11 protein-coding genes and 1 tRNA gene are annotated in these 16,950 nt (G+C 71.2%); 3 read left to right on the top strand and 9 right to left on the bottom strand.

Annotation, left to right across the window (positions count from 1 at the left end):
• Positions 1-12 precede the first annotated feature (12 nt).
• Positions 13-498 (bottom strand): hypothetical protein, encoded by a 486-nt coding sequence (locus ACIHEJ_RS28505; protein ID WP_400139735.1) that lies wholly within the window; start codon positions 496-498, stop codon positions 13-15.
• A gap of 208 nt (positions 499-706) precedes the next feature.
• Between ACIHEJ_RS28505 and ACIHEJ_RS28510 the strand changes: the two genes are divergently transcribed.
• The 3 genes from ACIHEJ_RS28510 to ACIHEJ_RS28520 all read left to right on the top strand — a co-directional run bounded on the left by ACIHEJ_RS28510 (position 707) and on the right by ACIHEJ_RS28520 (position 7,570).
• Entirely contained in the window at positions 707-1,210 is a 504-nt protein-coding gene (locus ACIHEJ_RS28510; RefSeq protein ID WP_400139737.1) for a hypothetical protein, read from the top strand.
• A 455-nt stretch (positions 1,211-1,665) separates the two neighbouring features.
• On the top strand, positions 1,666-5,799 hold the full coding sequence (locus ACIHEJ_RS28515) for a hypothetical protein (protein WP_400139738.1): 4,134 nt from the start codon (positions 1,666-1,668) through the stop codon (positions 5,797-5,799).
• A 481-nt stretch (positions 5,800-6,280) separates the two neighbouring features.
• Positions 6,281-7,570, top strand: a complete 1,290-nt coding sequence (locus ACIHEJ_RS28520) for a cytochrome P450 (RefSeq protein ID WP_400139740.1) — start codon at positions 6,281-6,283, stop codon at positions 7,568-7,570.
• A gap of 27 nt (positions 7,571-7,597) precedes the next feature.
• Here ACIHEJ_RS28520 and ACIHEJ_RS28525 read toward each other — a convergent pair whose 3' ends face one another.
• The 8 genes from ACIHEJ_RS28525 to gnd form a co-directional block, all read right to left on the bottom strand.
• Entirely contained in the window at positions 7,598-8,116 is a 519-nt protein-coding gene (locus ACIHEJ_RS28525) for a GNAT family N-acetyltransferase (RefSeq protein WP_400139742.1), read from the bottom strand.
• A gap of 114 nt (positions 8,117-8,230) precedes the next feature.
• Positions 8,231-8,307 (bottom strand) — tRNA-Ile (locus ACIHEJ_RS28530).
• Between the two features lie 111 nt (positions 8,308-8,418).
• Positions 8,419-9,144 (bottom strand): DUF3566 domain-containing protein, encoded by a 726-nt coding sequence (locus ACIHEJ_RS28535; protein WP_400139744.1) that lies wholly within the window; start codon positions 9,142-9,144, stop codon positions 8,419-8,421.
• Positions 9,145-9,162: 18 nt separating this feature from the next.
• On the bottom strand, positions 9,163-11,757 hold the full coding sequence (gene gyrA / locus ACIHEJ_RS28540) for a DNA gyrase subunit A (protein ID WP_400139746.1): 2,595 nt from the start codon (positions 11,755-11,757) through the stop codon (positions 9,163-9,165).
• A gap of 42 nt (positions 11,758-11,799) precedes the next feature.
• Entirely contained in the window at positions 11,800-13,869 is a 2,070-nt protein-coding gene (gene gyrB, locus ACIHEJ_RS28545) for a DNA topoisomerase (ATP-hydrolyzing) subunit B (RefSeq protein WP_400139748.1), read from the bottom strand.
• 374 nt (positions 13,870-14,243) lie between these two features.
• Positions 14,244-14,825, bottom strand: coding sequence for a DUF721 domain-containing protein (locus ACIHEJ_RS28550; protein WP_400139750.1), 582 nt, complete (start codon positions 14,823-14,825; stop codon positions 14,244-14,246).
• Positions 14,822-15,943: a DNA replication/repair protein RecF gene (gene recF / locus ACIHEJ_RS28555; RefSeq protein WP_400139752.1), complete on the bottom strand. Its 1,122-nt coding sequence runs from the start codon at positions 15,941-15,943 to the stop codon at positions 14,822-14,824. Before recF ends, ACIHEJ_RS28550 begins: the two co-directional genes overlap by 4 nt.
• A 45-nt stretch (positions 15,944-15,988) precedes the next feature.
• Positions 15,989-16,864, bottom strand: coding sequence for a phosphogluconate dehydrogenase (NAD(+)-dependent, decarboxylating) (gene gnd, locus ACIHEJ_RS28560; RefSeq protein WP_400139754.1), 876 nt, complete (start codon positions 16,862-16,864; stop codon positions 15,989-15,991).
• Positions 16,865-16,950: the final 86 nt, after the last annotated feature.

Raw genomic sequence — 16,950 nt, forward strand, 5'->3', positions numbered from 1 at the left:
ACGCGTCCCGGACTACCGGCCCGCCACCGAGAGCCAGTGGGCCACCCGGCGGACCGTGGGCTCGTCCAGGCGGTCGGCCAGGGCCCGTACCGCCTCGTCGTCCTCCGGGCCGAGGGCGTGCAGGCCGGCCTTGCTCAGGCCGGCCAGGAGCACCTGGTGCCGGCGACCCGTCATGCGTTCGGTGAGCCCGGCGGGTTCCGCCGGTGCGGACGCGGGCTGTCCGGACGGGGTGGCGGGTACGGGGGTCTCGGCGGCGTCCGGGGTGTCGAAGAGGTGCCAGGCACCGTCCTTCGGGCCCCACAGCGCGACCGTCACCTCGTCTCCGCGCGCCCGCAGCGTCCGGGTCATGTTCCCGACGGCGTACAGCACGGGCGCCCGGTACGGGGACTCCGCGCCCACCGTCCAGGAGTCGGCGCGGGCGGGCCGGTGGAACAGCGCCACCCAACGGGGAGCGCCGGGCGGTCGCGGGCACGGGGGGCGTTCCTGCAGGGCACTCATCGCTCTCGAAACCTCCTCAGGACAGTCTCGAAGGCCATCGGGGCAGCCTCGGAACCCCTTCGGGGACGGCCGACGAGCCCGACCGTAGCTGACGATGCGTCAGATTTCTAGGCGTCCCCGCCGGGCATCGCCCGCTCGCTCCCGCACGCTTCTGTTCTCTTCACGTCCGACGTGGCACCCTGCCCGCACCCGAGGAGGGAGGCCGAGGATGAGCGGACAGCAGGAGACGCCGGCCGGGGCCGCCGGGCGGACGGAGGCGTTGCGCCGGCTCCACGGCAGCCGCGCTCACAGCGCCCACGAGCGTGCCGTCGCCGCGTGCCGGTACGCCGGTGTCGGCCGGGACGCGGCCGAGATCGTGCCGAAGGACCCGGTCGGCAGGGCCGCCAACGCGCTGCGGTTGTCGGCCGAGTCGCTCGCCGCCCTGGCCGTGTCCGCCCCGGACCCCGCGGCGGACGCCCGCTGTGCCCGCAACGCCGCCGCCACCGCGGCCCTGGCCGCCCAGGTGGCCGCCGCACGGGACGACACGGCGGCCTCCGCCGCCTGCCTGCGCGCGGCGCTGGCGGCGTCCCAGGCCGCCGCGGCCGCCGCGGGAGGCGGTGCGCAGGGACAGGACGCGGCCCTCAACGCCCGCGCCGAGGAGGCCGAGCGGGACGCCGTGGCCACGGCGAAGGCGGCGGGCTGGCTGGACGACACGGACCCGGCCGCTCCCTGAGGGCCAGGCCCTCTTCAGGAGTGATGACCGGGAGCTCCGGTGACGCTCGTGCCCTCTGCCCGTCCGGCACCGGTCCCTCCCCTCGTGGGGACCGGTGCCGAACGGTGCAGCGGTGTCGACCCGCGCCGCGTCGGCGTGGTGGCGCGGGCCGAGGCCGGGAGCCGGTCGCCGGGTGGCGCTCACGGGCTCACGCGTCGGTGTGGTGGCCGCTTTCCGCCTGTGACGGAAGTTGGCCGAGAAGCTGCGGTGCGACGGGGCGCCGATCCCGGCACCCACCCCGTGGCCTGTCCGGACGGTGCGTGATGGATCGGCTACCGGGTCGGGATCCTGCCATCTGTGGCCCCCGTCGAGGAGGTTCCGGTCTCCGGTCCTGGCCTTAACCGCAGGTCAGCCGTATAAGGTGAGTTTTCCGGTCCGGACGTCCACATGCGGGGGGAACGTAGAGGGGTGGGACCTTGAGTTCCGACTCAGGGACACGCACGGCTTTCGCCGAACGCCTGGCGCTGCTGTACAAGGAGGCCGGAAACCCTCCCCTGAAGAGCGTCTCCGAGGCGGTCGTACGGCTGCAGCGGGTCGACGAGCGCGGGCGGCCCGTGCGGGTGTCCGCGCAGCGCATCAGCGACTGGCGCCGGGCCAAGAACGTACCGGCGCAGTTCACCGCCCTGGCGGCGGTCCTGCAGATCCTGATCCCGGAAGCGCGCCGCCAGCGGCCCGCACCGGTGTCCACCGGCCTGTACGACATGGGCCAGTGGCAGCGGCTGTGGGAGCGGGCGCTGGCCGACCCGGTCGGCGACCGGCCCGCGCCGCCCGCCGAGGAGAACCGGCCGGCCGCCCAGGCTCCGCCCGTCGCCGGAGGCGTCTGCCCCTACCGGGGGCTGGCCCCGTACCGGCAGGAGGACGCCCGCTGGTTCTTCGGCCGGGAGCGCAGCACGGGCGCCCTCGTCGCCCAGCTCCGCGCCGCCGAGGGATCCGGTGGCCTGGTGATGCTGGTGGGCGCCTCGGGAGCGGGGAAGTCGTCCCTGCTGAACGCGGGTCTGGTCCCCGCGGTGCGCGACGGCGCACTGCGCGACGCCTCGTCCACGCCCATCGATGTACCGTACACGCGCCCCGGCACGCCGGCCGACGCACCCCACCCCCCTCGCAGCGCGCCGGCCGCCGGCACCAGCACCCCGCCCCCCGACGGCAGCAGCGATTGCGTCCTGTACCTCGTCCCCGGTGCCGACCCCCTCGGTGAGCTGGTCCGCCGTGTCCCCGACCTCGCCGCCGTGGCCGCCGACGCGCGCGTGGCCGAGCACGCGGCGACGGAGAATCCGGCGGCACCGGGCTCCGACGCCCCGCACCTCGCCCGGGCCGCGCGCGCGGCCGTCTCGGCGTGGGCGCACCGGGAGACCGGCCCGGAGACCCGGCCGTTGATCGTCGTGGACCAGTTCGAGGAGGCGTTCACCCTCTGCTCCGACGAGGCGGACCGGCGGACCTTCATCCAGCTGCTGCACGCCGCCTGCACCCCGCCCCCCGGCACCGGCGACCCCGCCCCCGTCCGTGTCGTCCTCGGTATCCGCGCCGACTTCTACGAGCAGTGCCTCGGCTACCCCGAACTGGCCGACGCGCTGCAGTACCGGCACATGGTGCTCGGCCCGCTGACCAGCGCGGAGCTGCGCGACGCGGTGACCGGACCGGCCAAGGCGGTGGGGCTGGAGCTGGAGCCGGGGCTCGCCGAGCTGATCGTCCGCGAGGTGAGCGCCGACGGCCCGCGCGGGGCGCACGACGCGGGCGTGCTCCCGCTGCTCTCGCACGCCCTGCTCGCCACCTGGCAGCGGCGCAAGTCCGGGAAGCTGACGCTGGCCGGCTACCGCGCGGCGGGCGGCATCCAGGGGGCCGTCGCGGCGACCGCCGAGCGCGCCTGGTCCGGCCTGGACCCGGCCGCCCGCACGGCCGCCCGGCTGCTGCTGCTGCGGCTGGTCCGGCTGGGCGAGGACACCCAGGCCACGCGGAGGCGGGGCACCCGCCGCCAGCTGGCGGAGGAGTCGGCGGATCCCGGCAAGACCGAGGAGTCCCTCGAGGCGCTGGTACGCGCCCGGCTCGTCACGCTCGACGCGGACACGGTGGAGATCACCCACGAAGCGCTGCTGCACGCCTGGCCGCGGCTGCGGCACTGGATCGACGACGACCGCAACGACCATCTGCTGCGCCAGCGGCTGGAGGAGGACGGCCGGGCCTGGGAGGACTCGGGGCGGGACAGCTCGCTGCTGTACCGGGGTTCGCGGCTGGAGCAGGCCCGCAGCTGGGCCCGGTCCGCCGGGGACACGTTCCTGACCCGCAGTGCGGTGGAGTTCCTGGCCGCCTCGGTCAGGCTGCGCAAGCGCTCGGTGTGGCTGAGCCGGGCCGCGGTGGCGGCCCTGGTGGCACTGGCCCTGGTCGCCGGGGGCACGGCGGTGATCGCCTGGCAGCAGCGGGACGACGCCGTGTTCGCACAGGTGCTCGCCGAGGCCGACCGGGTGCAGCGCACGGACCCGTCCCTGGCCGCACAGCTCGACCTGGTCGCCCACCGGCGGCGCCCCGACGACGAGGGCACCTACAGCCGCCTGATCTCGATCGTGAACGCCCCGCTGGCCACCCCCCTGTCCGGCCACAACGGTGCCGTCTACCTCACCTCCTTCAGCCCCGACGGCCACACCCTGGCCACGGCCAGCTACGACCGGACGGTCCGGCTGTGGGACGTGCGCGACCCGAGCCGGCCGAAACCACTGGGCAAGCCCCTCACCGGGCACACCAGTTGGGTGAGCAGCGCGGTCTTCAGCCCGGACGGGCACACTCTGGCCAGCGCCGGCGACGACGGCACGATCCGGCTGTGGGACGTGACCGACCCGGCCCGTCCCCTCCCGATCGGCTCACCGCTGACCGGCCACAAGGGCACGATCTACCTGATCGTCTTCAGTCCGGACGGCCGTACCCTGGCCTCCGCCGGCGAGGACCACACCGTACGCCTGTGGAACACGTCCGACCCGCGGCGGCCGGGCACGCTCGGCGTCCTGCGCGGGCACAGCGCCGCGGTGCGCAGCGTGGCGTTCAGCCCCGACGGGCACACGCTCGCCGCGGGCGGCGACGACGACACGGTCCTGCTGTGGGACACGGCCGACCCGCGCCGGCCCCGGCCGTACCGCACGGCGCTGCGCGGGCACACCGACCTCGTGCACTCGGTGGCTTTCAGCCCAGACGGACACACCCTCGCCAGTGGCAGTGCGGACGACACCATCCGGCTCTGGAACGTGACCGATCCCGCCCGTCCCGCCGCGCTCGGCTCACCGCTGACCGGCCACACGGGGCCCATCTGGTCCGTCGCCTTCAGCCCGGACGGCGGCAGGCTGGCCGCCGCGAGCGCGGACAGCACGGCGAGCCTGTGGAACGTGAGCGATCCGTCGTCCCCCTCGCAGGTCGGAGAGCCGCTCGTGGGCAGCAGCGGGGAGATGTACGCCCTGGGCTTCAGCCCCGACGGGCGGACCCTCGCCACCGGCAGCGGTGACAGCAAGGTGCGCCTGTGGTCGGTCCCGACCTCCGACATGATCGGACGGAACGGCGCGTTCCGGCCCGATGGGCGGGTCCTGGCCACGGCCGCGCGCGACGGACGGCTCCGGCTGTGGAACGTGGCGCGTCCCGGCCGGCCCGTGCAGCTGGGCAAGCCGTTCGTGAGCGGCGACGGCGCCGGCACGATGGTGTTCTCGCCGGACGGCCGCACCCTCGCCGTCCTCACGGCCGAGCGCAAGGTGTACCTGTGGAACGTCTCCGACGCGTCCCACCCGGTCCCCGCCGGGCCGCCGCTGCCTCTGGAGACCCGCTTCATGGGCCCCGACGCGCTGGCCTACAGCCCCGACGGCCGCACCCTGGCCACCGCCAACGACGACCGCACGATCCAGCTGTGGAACGTCACCGACCCCGCCCACCCGGCCCGCCTCGGCAGGCCGCTCACCGGCCACAAGGGCTACATCAACGCCCTCGCCTTCAGCCCGGACGGACGGACCCTGGCCAGCGGCAGCGCGGACAGCGCGATCCGCCTCTGGGACGTCACCGACCCGGCCCGCCCGACCCGGCCCGGTTCCCCGCTCACGGAGCACTCCGGTCCCGTCAACGCGCTCGCCTTCAGCCCCGACGGCCGGACCCTGGCCAGTGGCAGCGACGACGACACCGTCCGGCTGTGGAACGTCACCGACCCCGCCGCGGCGAGCGCCCTGGGCGACCCGCTCACCGGGCACACCGAGGCGGTCACGTCACTGACGTTCAACAAGGACGGCCACACCCTCGCGAGCGGCGGCAACGACAACACGGTCCGGCTGTGGAACGTCACCCGGCCGTCCTCGGCGACCCCGATCGGCCAGTCGATGAGCCCCAACGCCAAGACGGGCAACTTCCTGGCCTTCAGCCCGGGCAGCCGGGTCCTCGGCGTCTCCAGCGGCACCGACACGGTCCGTCTGTGGAGCCTGGACGACGACGCGGCGATCGACCACATCTGCTCGGTCACCCAGAACGTCCTGACCCCGCAGAAGTGGCACGAGTACCTCCCCCGCCTCTCCTACGATCCCCCGTGTGGGCGTTGATCGGCCAACCTGCCTGATTCCCAGCCGACTTGGCCCCGCAGACCGCCCAACCTTGTTACCCTTGGCCATGGCCCGATCGCTGGTGCATCCCCCGTCGCCAGCGGTCGGGTCTTTTCTCATGCCCTGAGCGACCCGTCCTGCGTCCACGCGTGCGACCGGCGTCCCGAATATCCCATATATGGCGTCTGTGGCAGTATGGCGTATGTGGCATCTGGTGCCGACGGGATCCTTCTACCGAACCGTCGGCTGGGATGGCTCACACAGGCGAGAGGAGTGCACCATGATCGCCAAGCTGCTCGGCAAGCTGTCCTTCACCCGCCATTACGGTGCGTACGGCGCCCACGAATGGGACGCGTACGCAGGCGACGGGGCCTGAGCGCGACCGCCGGCGGGCGCCCTGGGCACCCGCCGGTTCCCGACCACGCTGCCGACGGCATCGGCCTGGACAGGTGCGAGATTCAGGGACGGTCTCATGGGCCGCATGAACGAGCCGCCGCGCTTGCCCGAAGGCGGTTTCGCCGCCTGGAGCCACGACCGGCTGGGAGTGGCGCGCCGTGGCGCTGACGAGTGCGGGGACGTATGGCAGCTGGAGCCGGGGGTCTACGTAGCCGCCGCGGCCGGACCGTGTGAAGAAGTGCTGCGCCGCGCGCAGGACTTCCCCAAGGCACCCTCGCCCCTCTTCCCGCCGTTGAAGCGATCGAGCGGAGCACCGACGCCCGAGCAGCGTGCGTACGCGCACGCCGCCCGCATGCGCGGACTGCGCCCACAGGCGGTCGCAGCCCGGATCGGTGAGATCGCGCGCGGCACCGCTCGATTCGCCGACCAGTGGCCCACGGGCCAGGACGTCGAGATCCTGCCCCCGGTCCGGCACACCCTGGCGGAGATCGGCGTGCGCTACCTCTACTCCGAGGACGCTCCCACCCTGCTGCCCCTCGCCGCAGATCTCTTCCTGGCGCGGGAAGTGCTCGTACGCCCCTCGCGCTGGGCATGGCCGCGCTGGATCCCCACACCGGCCCGGCGGTTCCGTACCCGCAAGCAGGTCGCCTTCACCGACGCGCTGCGGCCCATCGTCCGCAGGCGCCGTTCATCGGGCCGGCTCGGTGACGACATGCTGGGACAGATGCTCCGGCCCTCACCCCACTACGGGCTGCTGCCGGAAGAGGCCATCCTCGACACCCTTCCCGCCATCACGGTCGCCACCTTCGAGACCCCTTCCCGCGCAGCCGGATGGATCCTGCTCCACCTGGCCCGGTACCCCCGGGCAGCGGACCGCGTCGCGGCCGAGGCCGCCTTGCTGCCCGCGGACCCGGCCGCGACGACCAGCACCGACCTCGACAGCCTGCACTACACCCAGGCACTGGTACGCGAGGTGCTCCGACTGCATCCCCCGAGCTGGCTGCTGACCCGTCGTGCCCCGCGACGCACTCAGCTCGCCGACTACACCATCGACGCCGGGTCCACCGTTCTCGTCTGCCCCTACACCGCGCACCGCGACGCACGGGAACACGCCGAACCGGACCTGTTCCGGCCCGAACGCTGGCTCGACGATGCGGACGCGCCGGCCAAAGGGGCCTTCCTCTCCTTCGGCACCGGGCCGCACGGCTGCGAGGGAGCCGCCCTGGCCATGGCGATGCTGACGCTCCTGACCGCGCAGACCGCCCACCGCCACCACCTGAGCGAGCCGCCCGGACCGGAACCCGGCTACCAGGTCACCACCTTCGAAGGTCTCGCGACCGTCGGCCTGCGCCTGCGTGCCACCGGGCGCGGCTGAGGACGGTCCGCGACCGGCGGCCGTCGGTCAGGTGCGCCGCTGGTCGAACTCGTCGGCGAGGATGCCCATCAGGACCAGGTCGTGATGCCGGCCGGCGAAGTAGACGTGCTCCCGCAAACGCCCCTCCTCGGTGAAGCCGAGCCGGCGCGTGAGCGCCAGCGATGCCTCGTTGTGGGCGAAGATCGCTCCCAGGCACTTGTGGTAGCGCCGCTCGGCGAACATGAAGCGCAGCAGCAGCGCTACGGCTTCGGCCGCGTAACCCCTGCGCCGGTGGTCGGCACCGATCGCGATGTCGAACTCGAACCAGCCCGACCGAGGGCCGGTCCGATGTGAGCCCACTGTGCCGACCAGCTCTCCCGTGCCCGTCGTCTCGACTGCCAGCCGGAAGCGGTCGTCATCGCACCGGGCAACGGCTTGCTCCTTCGCCCAGGCACGGTAGCTCTCGGCGGAGCGCGGCAGATCCAGTCGGCTGCCTCGCCACCCGTCGTCGGCGGCGAAACGCACGAACGCTGTCCAGTCGTCGGGCTCGATGGCTCGCAGGCGCACCCGTCTACCAGTCCAGGACGATGCCATGCCCCATTGGATCACGCTGCAGTGCGTGCGAGGCCGAGAGGCACACGCGAAAGACCTCCAGCCACTCTCGACTGGAGGTCTTCTCACTGGTGGGGCTAACAGGATTTGAACCTGTGGCCTCATCCTTATCAGGGATGCGCTCTAACCAACTGAGCTATAGCCCCGCCGCGCTCTGCGGTGTGTGTCCCGCGCGCTGACTCCTGAAGATTAGCGCACGACCACGGCAGTCCCAAAATCGGTTGTCCCGGGACCGTCAGGTCAGGGGGCCGGCGGCCTCACTCGTCCTCCGCCAGGGTCAGCTCGACACCGCCCACGAAGCCCGCGGAGAGGTTGTAGATGAACGCGCCGAGCGTCGCGAGCGCCGTGGCCAGGACCACGTCGATGACCGCGATGATCGTCGAGAACATCAGCACGTGGGGGAGCGACAGGAACGCCTGGAGGTCGAAGCCGTTCGCCTCGTTCGAGCCGGTCGCCTCCGAGATCGTGCCGCCGACCGTCGAGAACACGCCCATCGCGTCCATGACCATCCACAGCACCGCCGAGGCGACGATCGTGCAGATGCCGAGCGCGATGGAGAGCAGGAAGCTGACCTTCATCACCGACCACGGGTCGGCCTTGGCCACCCGCAGCCGCGCCTTACGGGTGCGCGGCGCCGTCCGTACGCCGGTGCGCGGCCGGCGTACCGCGCCGGCGGGCGCCTGCGCCGGGTAGGCCTGCGGCGGGTGGTAGGGCCCGGCGGGCTGCTCGGGACTCCGCTCACCGGGCAGCGGCGACGCCTGCTGCGCCTCCCCGGACGCGGCCTGGCCTCGGGTGTCCGTCACGGTTCCCCCTCGGGGTGCAGACGTGCCGGAGGAGTCCGTCTCGGACACCTTCACCGGCTTCAGGTTGGTCGTGTGCGGGTCGTTCGCACCACCCGCACGCGCGGCGGAGCCACGGCCGCCGCCGTCCGTTTCCGTACCCGTGGGGGTACCGGCCGATCCGGCGCCCGTGGCTCCGCTCACGATGACTCACTCCTCGTGCTACTCGGCCGAGGGCGCCTCACCCTCGTCCGTGCCGGTGGTCGCGGCGGACTCGGCGGTCTCGTCGACGGTCAGCTCACCGTCGACCTCCTCCGCCTCGCGCCCCGCCTCGGCGTTACGTGCGATACCGACCACGGCATCGCGCTTGCCCAGGTTGATCAGTTGGACGCCCATGGTGTCACGGCCCGTCTCCCTGACCTCGTTGACTCGCGTACGAATCACACCGCCGGAGAGGGTGATGGCGAGGATCTCGTCGTTCTCCTCGACCACCAGCGCGCCGACGAGCGAACCACGGTCCTCCACGATCTTGGCGGCCTTGATGCCGAGGCCGCCGCGGCCCTGGACGCGGTACTCGTCGACGGCGGTCCGCTTCGCGTACCCACCGTCGGTGGCAGTGAACACGAACGTACCGGGTCGCACCACATTCATCGAGAGCAACTCGTCGCCCTCTCGGAAGCTCATCCCCTTCACGCCGGAGGTGGCGCGGCCCATCGGGCGCAGGGAGTCGTCCGAGGCGGTGAACCGGATCGACTGCGCCTTCTTGCTGATCAGCAGCAGGTCGTCGTCGGCCGAGACGAGCTCGGCGCCGATCAGCTCGTCGTCCGTCCCGTCCTCCCGCGCGCGCAGGTTGATCGCGATGACACCGCCGGAGCGCGGCGAATCGTAATCCTTCAGAGGCGTCTTCTTGACCAGGCCGGACTTGGTGCCCAGTACCAGGTACGGGGCCGCCTCGTAGTCACGGATCGCCAGGATCTCGGCGATCGCCTCGTCCGGCTGGAAGGCGAGCAGGTTCGCCACGTGCTGGCCGCGCGCGTCCCGCCCGGCCTCGGGCAGCTCGTACGCCTTCGCCCGGTACACCCGGCCCTTGTTGGTGAAGAACAGCAGCCAGTGGTGGGTGGTCGAGACGAAGAAGTGGTCGACGATGTCGTCTTCCTTCAGCTTCGTGCCGCGCACGCCCTTGCCGCCGCGCTTCTGCGCCCGGTAGTCGTCCGTCTTGGTCCGCTTGACGTAGCCGCCGCGCGAGACGGTGACGACGATGTCCTCCTCGGCGATCAGGTCCTCGATGGACATGTCGCCCTCGTACGGGATCAGCTTGGTCTTGCGGTCGTCGCCGTACTTCTCGACGATCGCGGCCAGCTCCTCGCTGACGATCCCGCGCTGACGGACCGGCGAGGCGAGGATCTCGTTGTACTCGTTGATCTTCGCCTGGAGCTCGTCGTGCTCCTGGACGATCTTCTGCCGCTCCAGGGCCGCCAGGCGCCGCAGCTGCATCTCGAGGATCGCGTTGGCCTGGATCTCGTCGATCTCCAGGAGCCCCATCAGGCCGGTGCGCGCGACCTCGACGGTCTCGCTGCGCCGGATCAGCGCGATGACCTCGTCGATCGCGTCCAGGGCCTTCAGCAGACCGCGCAGGATGTGCGCCCGCTCCTCGGCCTTGCGCAGCCGGAAACGCGTACGGCGGACGATGACCTCGATCTGGTGCGTCACCCAGTGGCGGATGAACGCGTCAAGCGAGAGGGTGCGCGGAACGCCGTCCACGAGCGCCAGCATGTTGGCGCCGAAGTTCGTCTGCAGGTCGGTGTGCTTGTACAGGTTGTTCAGCACGACCTTGGCGACCGCGTCCCGCTTGAGGACGATCACCAGGCGCTGGCCCGTACGGGACGACGTCTCGTCACGGACGTCCGCGATGCCGCCGATCTTGCCGTCCTTCACCAGGTCGGCGATCTTCTGCGCCAGGTTGTCGGGGTTCACCTGGTACGGCAGCTCGGTCACCACCAGGCACTGCCGGCCCTGGATCTCCTCGACCTCGACCACCGCGCGCATCGTGATGGAGCCGCGCCCGGTGCGGTACGCCTCCTCGATGCCCTTGCGGCCCACCACCAGGGCACCGGTCGGGAAGTCCGGGCCCTTGATGCGCTCCATGAGCGCGTCCAGCAGCTCCTCGTGCGAAACGTCCGGGTTCTCCAGGTACCACTGGGCACCGGCCGCGACCTCGCGCAGGTTGTGCGGCGGGATGTTGGTCGCCATGCCGACCGCGATACCGGCCGAGCCGTTGATCAGCAGGTTCGGGAAGCGGGCCGGCAGGACGGTCGGCTCCTGGGAGCGGCCGTCGTAGTTGTCCGTGAAGTCGACGGTCTCCTCGTCGATGTCGCGGACCATCTCCATCGACAGCGGCGCCATCTTGCACTCGGTGTACCGCATGGCGGCCGCCGGGTCGTTGCCGGGAGAGCCGAAGTTGCCGTTGGAGTCCACCAGCGGCATCCGCATCGACCACGGCTGGGCGAGGCGCACCAGGGCGTCGTAGATCGAGGAGTCGCCGTGCGGGTGGTAGTTGCCCATGACGTCGCCGACCACGCGGGCGCACTTGTAGAAGCCGCGCTCGGGGCGGTAGCCGCCGTCGTACATCGCGTACAGCACACGCCGGTGGACGGGCTTGAGACCGTCCCGGACGTCGGGCAGCGCACGGGACACGATGACGGACATCGCGTAGTCGAGGTACGAGCGCTGCATCTCCGTCTCGAGCCCGACGGGCTCGACGCGCATGGCGAGTTCGCCCTCGGTCTCAGGAGTCTCTGGAGTGTTCTCGTCGGCCATTGCTGGTGAAGATCCTTCCTGGTGCGGTCAGCTGAGACCGACTCAGATGTCGAGGAAGCGGACGTCCTTGGCGTTGCGCTGGATGAACGCGCGGCGGGCTTCGACGTCCTCGCCCATGAGGACCGAGAACAGGTCGTCGGCCTGGGCGGCGTCGTCGAGGGTGACCTGGCCGAGGACCCGGTGCTCCTGGTCCATCGTGGTCACGCGCAGTTCCTCGGCGTTCATCTCGCCGAGACCCTTGAAGCGCTGGATCGAGTCCTCGCGGACCCGCTTGCCACGCTGGCGGCCCATCTCGATCAGCGCGTCGCGCTCACGGTCCGAGTAGGCGTACTCGACGTCGTCCCGACCCCACTTGAGCTTGTACAGGGGGGGACGGGAGAGGTACACGTGCCCGGCCTCGACCAGCGGCCGCATGAAGCGGAACAGGAAGGTCAGCAGCAGGGTGCTGATGTGCTGGCCGTCGACGTCGGCGTCCGCCATCAGGATGATCTTGTGGTAGCGGAGCTTCTCGATGTCGAAGTCCTCGTGCACACCCGTACCGAAGGCCGAGATCAGCGCCTGGATCTCCTGGTTCTGCAGGATCTTGTCGATCCTGGCCTTCTCCACGTTGAGGATCTTGCCGCGGATCGGGAGGATCGCCTGGTACTGCGGGTTCCGGCCGGACTTGGCCGAGCCGCCGGCGGAGTCACCCTCGACGATGAAGATCTCGCACTTGGTGGGGTCGTTCGACTGGCAGTCGGACAGCTTGCCCGGCAGGGAGGCCGACTCCAGCAGGCCCTTACGGCGCGTCAGGTCGCGGGCCTTGCGGGCCGCCACGCGCGCGGTGGCCGCCTGGATGCCCTTGCGGATGATGTCCGCGGCCTCGACCGGGTTGCGGTCCAGCCAGTCGTTGAGGTGCTCGTAGACCGCCTTCTGCACGAAGGTCTTGGCCTCCGTGTTGCCCAGCTTGGTCTTCGTCTGGCCCTCGAACTGCGGTTCGCTCAGCTTGACCGAGATGATCGCGGTCAGACCCTCACGGATGTCGTCACCGGTGAGGTTGTCGTCCTTCTCGCGCAGCAGCTTCTTGTCGCGCGCGTACTTGTTGATCAGGCTCGTGAGAGCCGCGCGGAAGCCCTCCTCGTGCGTACCGCCCTCATGCGTGTGGATGATGTTCGCGAAGGAGTACACGCCCTCGCTGTAGCCGCTGTTCCACTGCATGGCGACCTCGAGGGACAGGCTCTTGTCCTTGTCCTCGGCCTCCAGGTCGATGACGGTGGGGTGCACCGCCTCTCCCTTACGGGAGTTGAGGTACTTCACGAAGTCGACGATGCCGCCCTCGTAGTGGTACGTGACCGACTTGACCTCGGCCTTCTCGTCCGCGCCCGCCTCGTCGGCGCCTGCGACCGCCTTCGCCGACTCCCGCTCGTCGGTGAGTTTGATCGTCAAACCCTTGTTGAGGAACGCCATCTCCTGGAAACGCCGGGACAGCGTCTCGAAGGAGTACTCGGTGGTCTCGAAGATGTCCGCGTCGGCCCAGAAGGTGACCGACGTGCCGGTCTCCTCGGTCGCCTCGTGCTTGGCCAGCGGCGCCGTCGGGACGCCCATCTTGTAGTCCTGCGTCCAGCGGTGCCCGTCGGTCCTCACCTCGACGGAGACCTTGGACGACAGGGCGTTCACGACGGACACACCGACACCGTGCAGACCGCCGGAGACCGCGTAACCGCCGCCGCCGAACTTGCCGCCCGCGTGCAGCACGGTCAGCACGACCTCGACGGCGGGCTTGCCCTCGGAGGGCACGATGCCGACCGGGATGCCACGGCCGTTGTCGACGACACGCACCCCGCCGTCGGCGAGGATCGTCACGTCGATGGTGTCCGCGTAGCCGGCCAGCGCCTCGTCGACCGAGTTGTCGACGACCTCGTAGACCAGGTGGTGCAGGCCACGCTCGCCCGTGGAGCCGATGTACATGCCGGGCCGCTTGCGGACCGCGTCCAGCCCTTCGAGCACGGTGATGGCGCTGGCGTCGTAGGAGGCGGAGGCTGCCGCCTCGCCGTTCACGCCGGCGTCGGTGGACGGGATGTTCTCGTTGGGGTTGCCGGAATCGGCCACGAAGCGCCCTTTCTGGCACAGCACGAGCCGGGCTCGTCGGCGGGTTGCCGGAGCGGCTGCGGCATGTTGCGTTGGTAAGCCTTGATCAGCGTTGCTCAGCTTTTCCCGGGCGGTCCCCACGTTGGGGCGGGATTGTCTTCCAGTCTACCGGTAGCGCTGACATCGATGGGGGTTTGCCGGTACCTGAGTCCCCATGTGCCGCCCTGAACCGACCTCTGCCGGGTCCCGATATGCGGAAGGGGTCCCCAAGGGGCTCACAGCGGCACTCAGCGCTTCGAGCCGTCAACCCTTGGCTACCGAGGGGTCAGAAGCCGATCCGCGCCGTCGCGCGGTGCGGCTCGGCGGCCTCGTCCAGGGGTACGACGACACCGCCCGCCACCCCCAGGACGTGATGTACGTCACCCATAGGTATCGCCGGGACCGGTGCTGCCAGGGGCACGCAAGGGGCCGTAGCGACGGGCGGGCCCCCCGGGATTGAGCACCTTGATCAGCCGCACGGTGCCGTGCCCCAGGTCCTCGTTGAGCCGGGCCACCAGCGTGGGCGCGAGCACCCTCAGCTGCGTCGCCCAGGCCGTCGAGTCGCACTGCACGGTCAGCACGCGCTCGTCCTCGTCGTACCTCTGCGGCACACAGTGCTTCGCCAGGTCCTCGCCGACGATCTGCGGCCAGCGGCCCATCACCCCGCCCACCGCCGCGGGGGTCTCCCAGCCGCGCTCGGTAAGCAACCGGTTGATCGCGGCCCCGAGGGCCATCGGATCGCGGCCGTCGGCGCGCGCGCCGGAACGCAGACCGCCCCCGCGCCGGGCCTGCTTCTTCTGCCGGGCCGCGTCCCCACGCGCGCGTGCCTGCTCCTTCGCCGCGCGCAACGCCACGCGCGCGAGGTCGACACCGGAGGGCTCGGCCGCCTTCCTCGAGTCCTTCGGGCCCTGCGAGACCTGGGAGTTCTCGGGATTCGACGGGCCGGATTCGTCGGTGCTCATACGCGCTCCACCGTCCCGCCGGACACGGCATAGCGCGCCCCGGCCAGTACGCCCGGTACGTCGTCGTCCACGGCGGCGGTGACCAGCACCTGCTCGCCGGGCGCGACCAGTTCGGCCAGCCGCTCCCGGCGGCGGGCGTCCAGCTCGGCGAAGACGTCGTCCAGGACCAGCACCGGCTCGTTGCCCTCCGCGCGCAGCAGGTCGTACGACGCCAGGCGCAGCGCGAGGGCGTAGGACCAGGACTCGCCGTGCGAGGCGTACCCCTTGGCCGGCAGCTGCCCCAGCTTGAGAACGAGATCGTCCCGGTGCGGGCCGACGAGGGTCACACCGCGCTCGATCTCCTGCTTGCGCACCTCCCCGAGAGCCGCCGTCAGCTGGGCGTACAGGTCCTCACGGGTGTGCGCCTCACCGGGCGCCGACGGCTTGTACTCCAGGGCGACGGGGCCGCCGCCGGGGGCCAGCTGTTCGTAGGCCTTGTCGGCGAGCGGCTGCAGCGTGGCGATCAGATCGAGCCGCTGGGCGAGCAACTCGGCGCCCGCGCGGGCGAGATGCTGGTCCCACACGTCGAGCGTGGACAGGTCCATCGACCGCCCGCCGTGCCGACGGGCCAGCGCGGCGGTCTTCAGGAGCGTGTTGCGCTGCTTGAGGACACGCTCGAAGTCGGAGCGCACCCCCGCCATGCGCGGGGACCGTGCGGTGATCAGCTCGTCGAGGAAGCGCCGCCGCTCCCCGGGATCCCCCTTGACCAGCGCGAGATCCTCGGGCGCGAACAGCACGGTCCGCACGATCCCCAGCACGTCCCTCGGCTTGACCTGCGAGGACCGGTTGATGCGGGCGCGGTTCGCCTTGCCGGGATTCAGCTCCAGCTCGACCAGCTGCTGCCGGTCGCCCTGCCGGACCTGCGCCCGGACGATCGCCCGCTCGGCGCCCATGCGGACCAGCGGGGCGTCGGAGGCGACGCGGTGGCTGCCGAGGGTGGCGAGATAGCCGACGGCCTCGACGAGGTTGGTCTTGCCCTGTCCGTTGGGACCGACGAAGGCGGTGACGCCCGGGTCGAGCGGGACCTCGGCCCGGGCGTACGAGCGGAAGTCGGCCAGCGAAAGATGCGTGACGTGCATGGTCGTTCGCCGACCCTCCCTGCTTTCCTACGGCCTGCTGCAGGCCTACTTCTTCGCTACGGCGTGGCCGCCGAACTGGTTGCGCAGCGCGGCGATCATCTTCATCTGCGGCGAGTCCTCCTGGCGCGAGGAGAACCGCGCGAACAGCGACGCGGTGATCGCGGGCAGCGGTACCGCGTTGTCGATCGCGGCTTCCACAGTCCAGCGTCCCTCACCGGAGTCCTGTGCGTAACCGCGCAGGTCGTCGAGGTGCTCGTCCTCGTCGAGCGCGTTCACCGCGAGGTCGAGCAGCCAGGACCGGATGACGGTGCCCTCCTGCCACGAGCGGAAGACCTCGCGGACGTCCGTGACGGAGTCGACCTTCTCCAGCAGCTCCCAGCCCTCGGCGTAAGCCTGCATCATCGCGTACTCGATGCCGTTGTGGACCATCTTCGCGAAGTGGCCCGCACCGACCTTGCCGGCGTGCACCGAGCCGAAGTCGCCCTCCGGCTTGAGCGCGTCGAAGATCGGCTGCACCTTGGCGACGTTCTCGGCGTCGCCGCCGTACATCAGCGCGTACCCGTTCTCCAGGCCCCAGACGCCGCCGGAGACGCCGCAGTCGACGAAGCCTATGCCCTTGGCGGCCAGCTCCTCGGCGTGCTTCTCGTCGTCCGTCCAACGGGAGTTGCCGCCGTCCACGACCACGTCGCCGGGCTCCAGCAGCTCGGCCAGCTGGTCGACGGTCGACTGGGTGGGCTCACCGGCCGGGACCATCACCCAGACCACACGCGGTCCGCTGAGCTTGCCCACAAGCTCTTCCAGGCTGTGGACATCCGCGAGGTCCGCGTTGCGGTCGTATCCGATGACGGTGTGGCCCGCGCGGCGGATCCGCTCGCGCATGTTGCCGCCCATCTTGCCGAGGCCGACGAGACCGAGCTCCATCAGTGGTGTTCCTTAAGGTCGCTGTGTGGCGTGAGAGGCACGACGTGCCCAGCCGAGCCTAAACCCGCACCGCCACGCACAGCTGT

The organism is Streptomyces sp. NPDC052301, assembly GCF_044593395.1.
GTDB lineage: Bacteria > Actinomycetota > Actinomycetes > Streptomycetales > Streptomycetaceae > Streptomyces.

Bases quoted from the DNA above. Each gene is read 5' to 3' on its own strand.
- gyrA (WP_400139746.1), bottom strand. From the start codon at position 11,757: ATGGCCGACGAGAACACTCCAGAGACTCCTGAGACCGAGGGCGAACTC.
- ACIHEJ_RS28520 (WP_400139740.1), top strand. From the start codon at position 6,281: ATGAACGAGCCGCCGCGCTTGCCCGAAGGCGGTTTCGCCGCCTGGAGC.
- gnd (WP_400139754.1), bottom strand. From the start codon at position 16,864: ATGGAGCTCGGTCTCGTCGGCCTCGGCAAGATGGGCGGCAACATGCGC.
- ACIHEJ_RS28505 (WP_400139735.1), bottom strand. From the start codon at position 498: ATGAGTGCCCTGCAGGAACGCCCCCCGTGCCCGCGACCGCCCGGCGCT.
- recF (WP_400139752.1), bottom strand. From the start codon at position 15,943: ATGCACGTCACGCATCTTTCGCTGGCCGACTTCCGCTCGTACGCCCGG.
- ACIHEJ_RS28550 (WP_400139750.1), bottom strand. From the start codon at position 14,825: ATGAGCACCGACGAATCCGGCCCGTCGAATCCCGAGAACTCCCAGGTC.
- ACIHEJ_RS28510 (WP_400139737.1), top strand. From the start codon at position 707: ATGAGCGGACAGCAGGAGACGCCGGCCGGGGCCGCCGGGCGGACGGAG.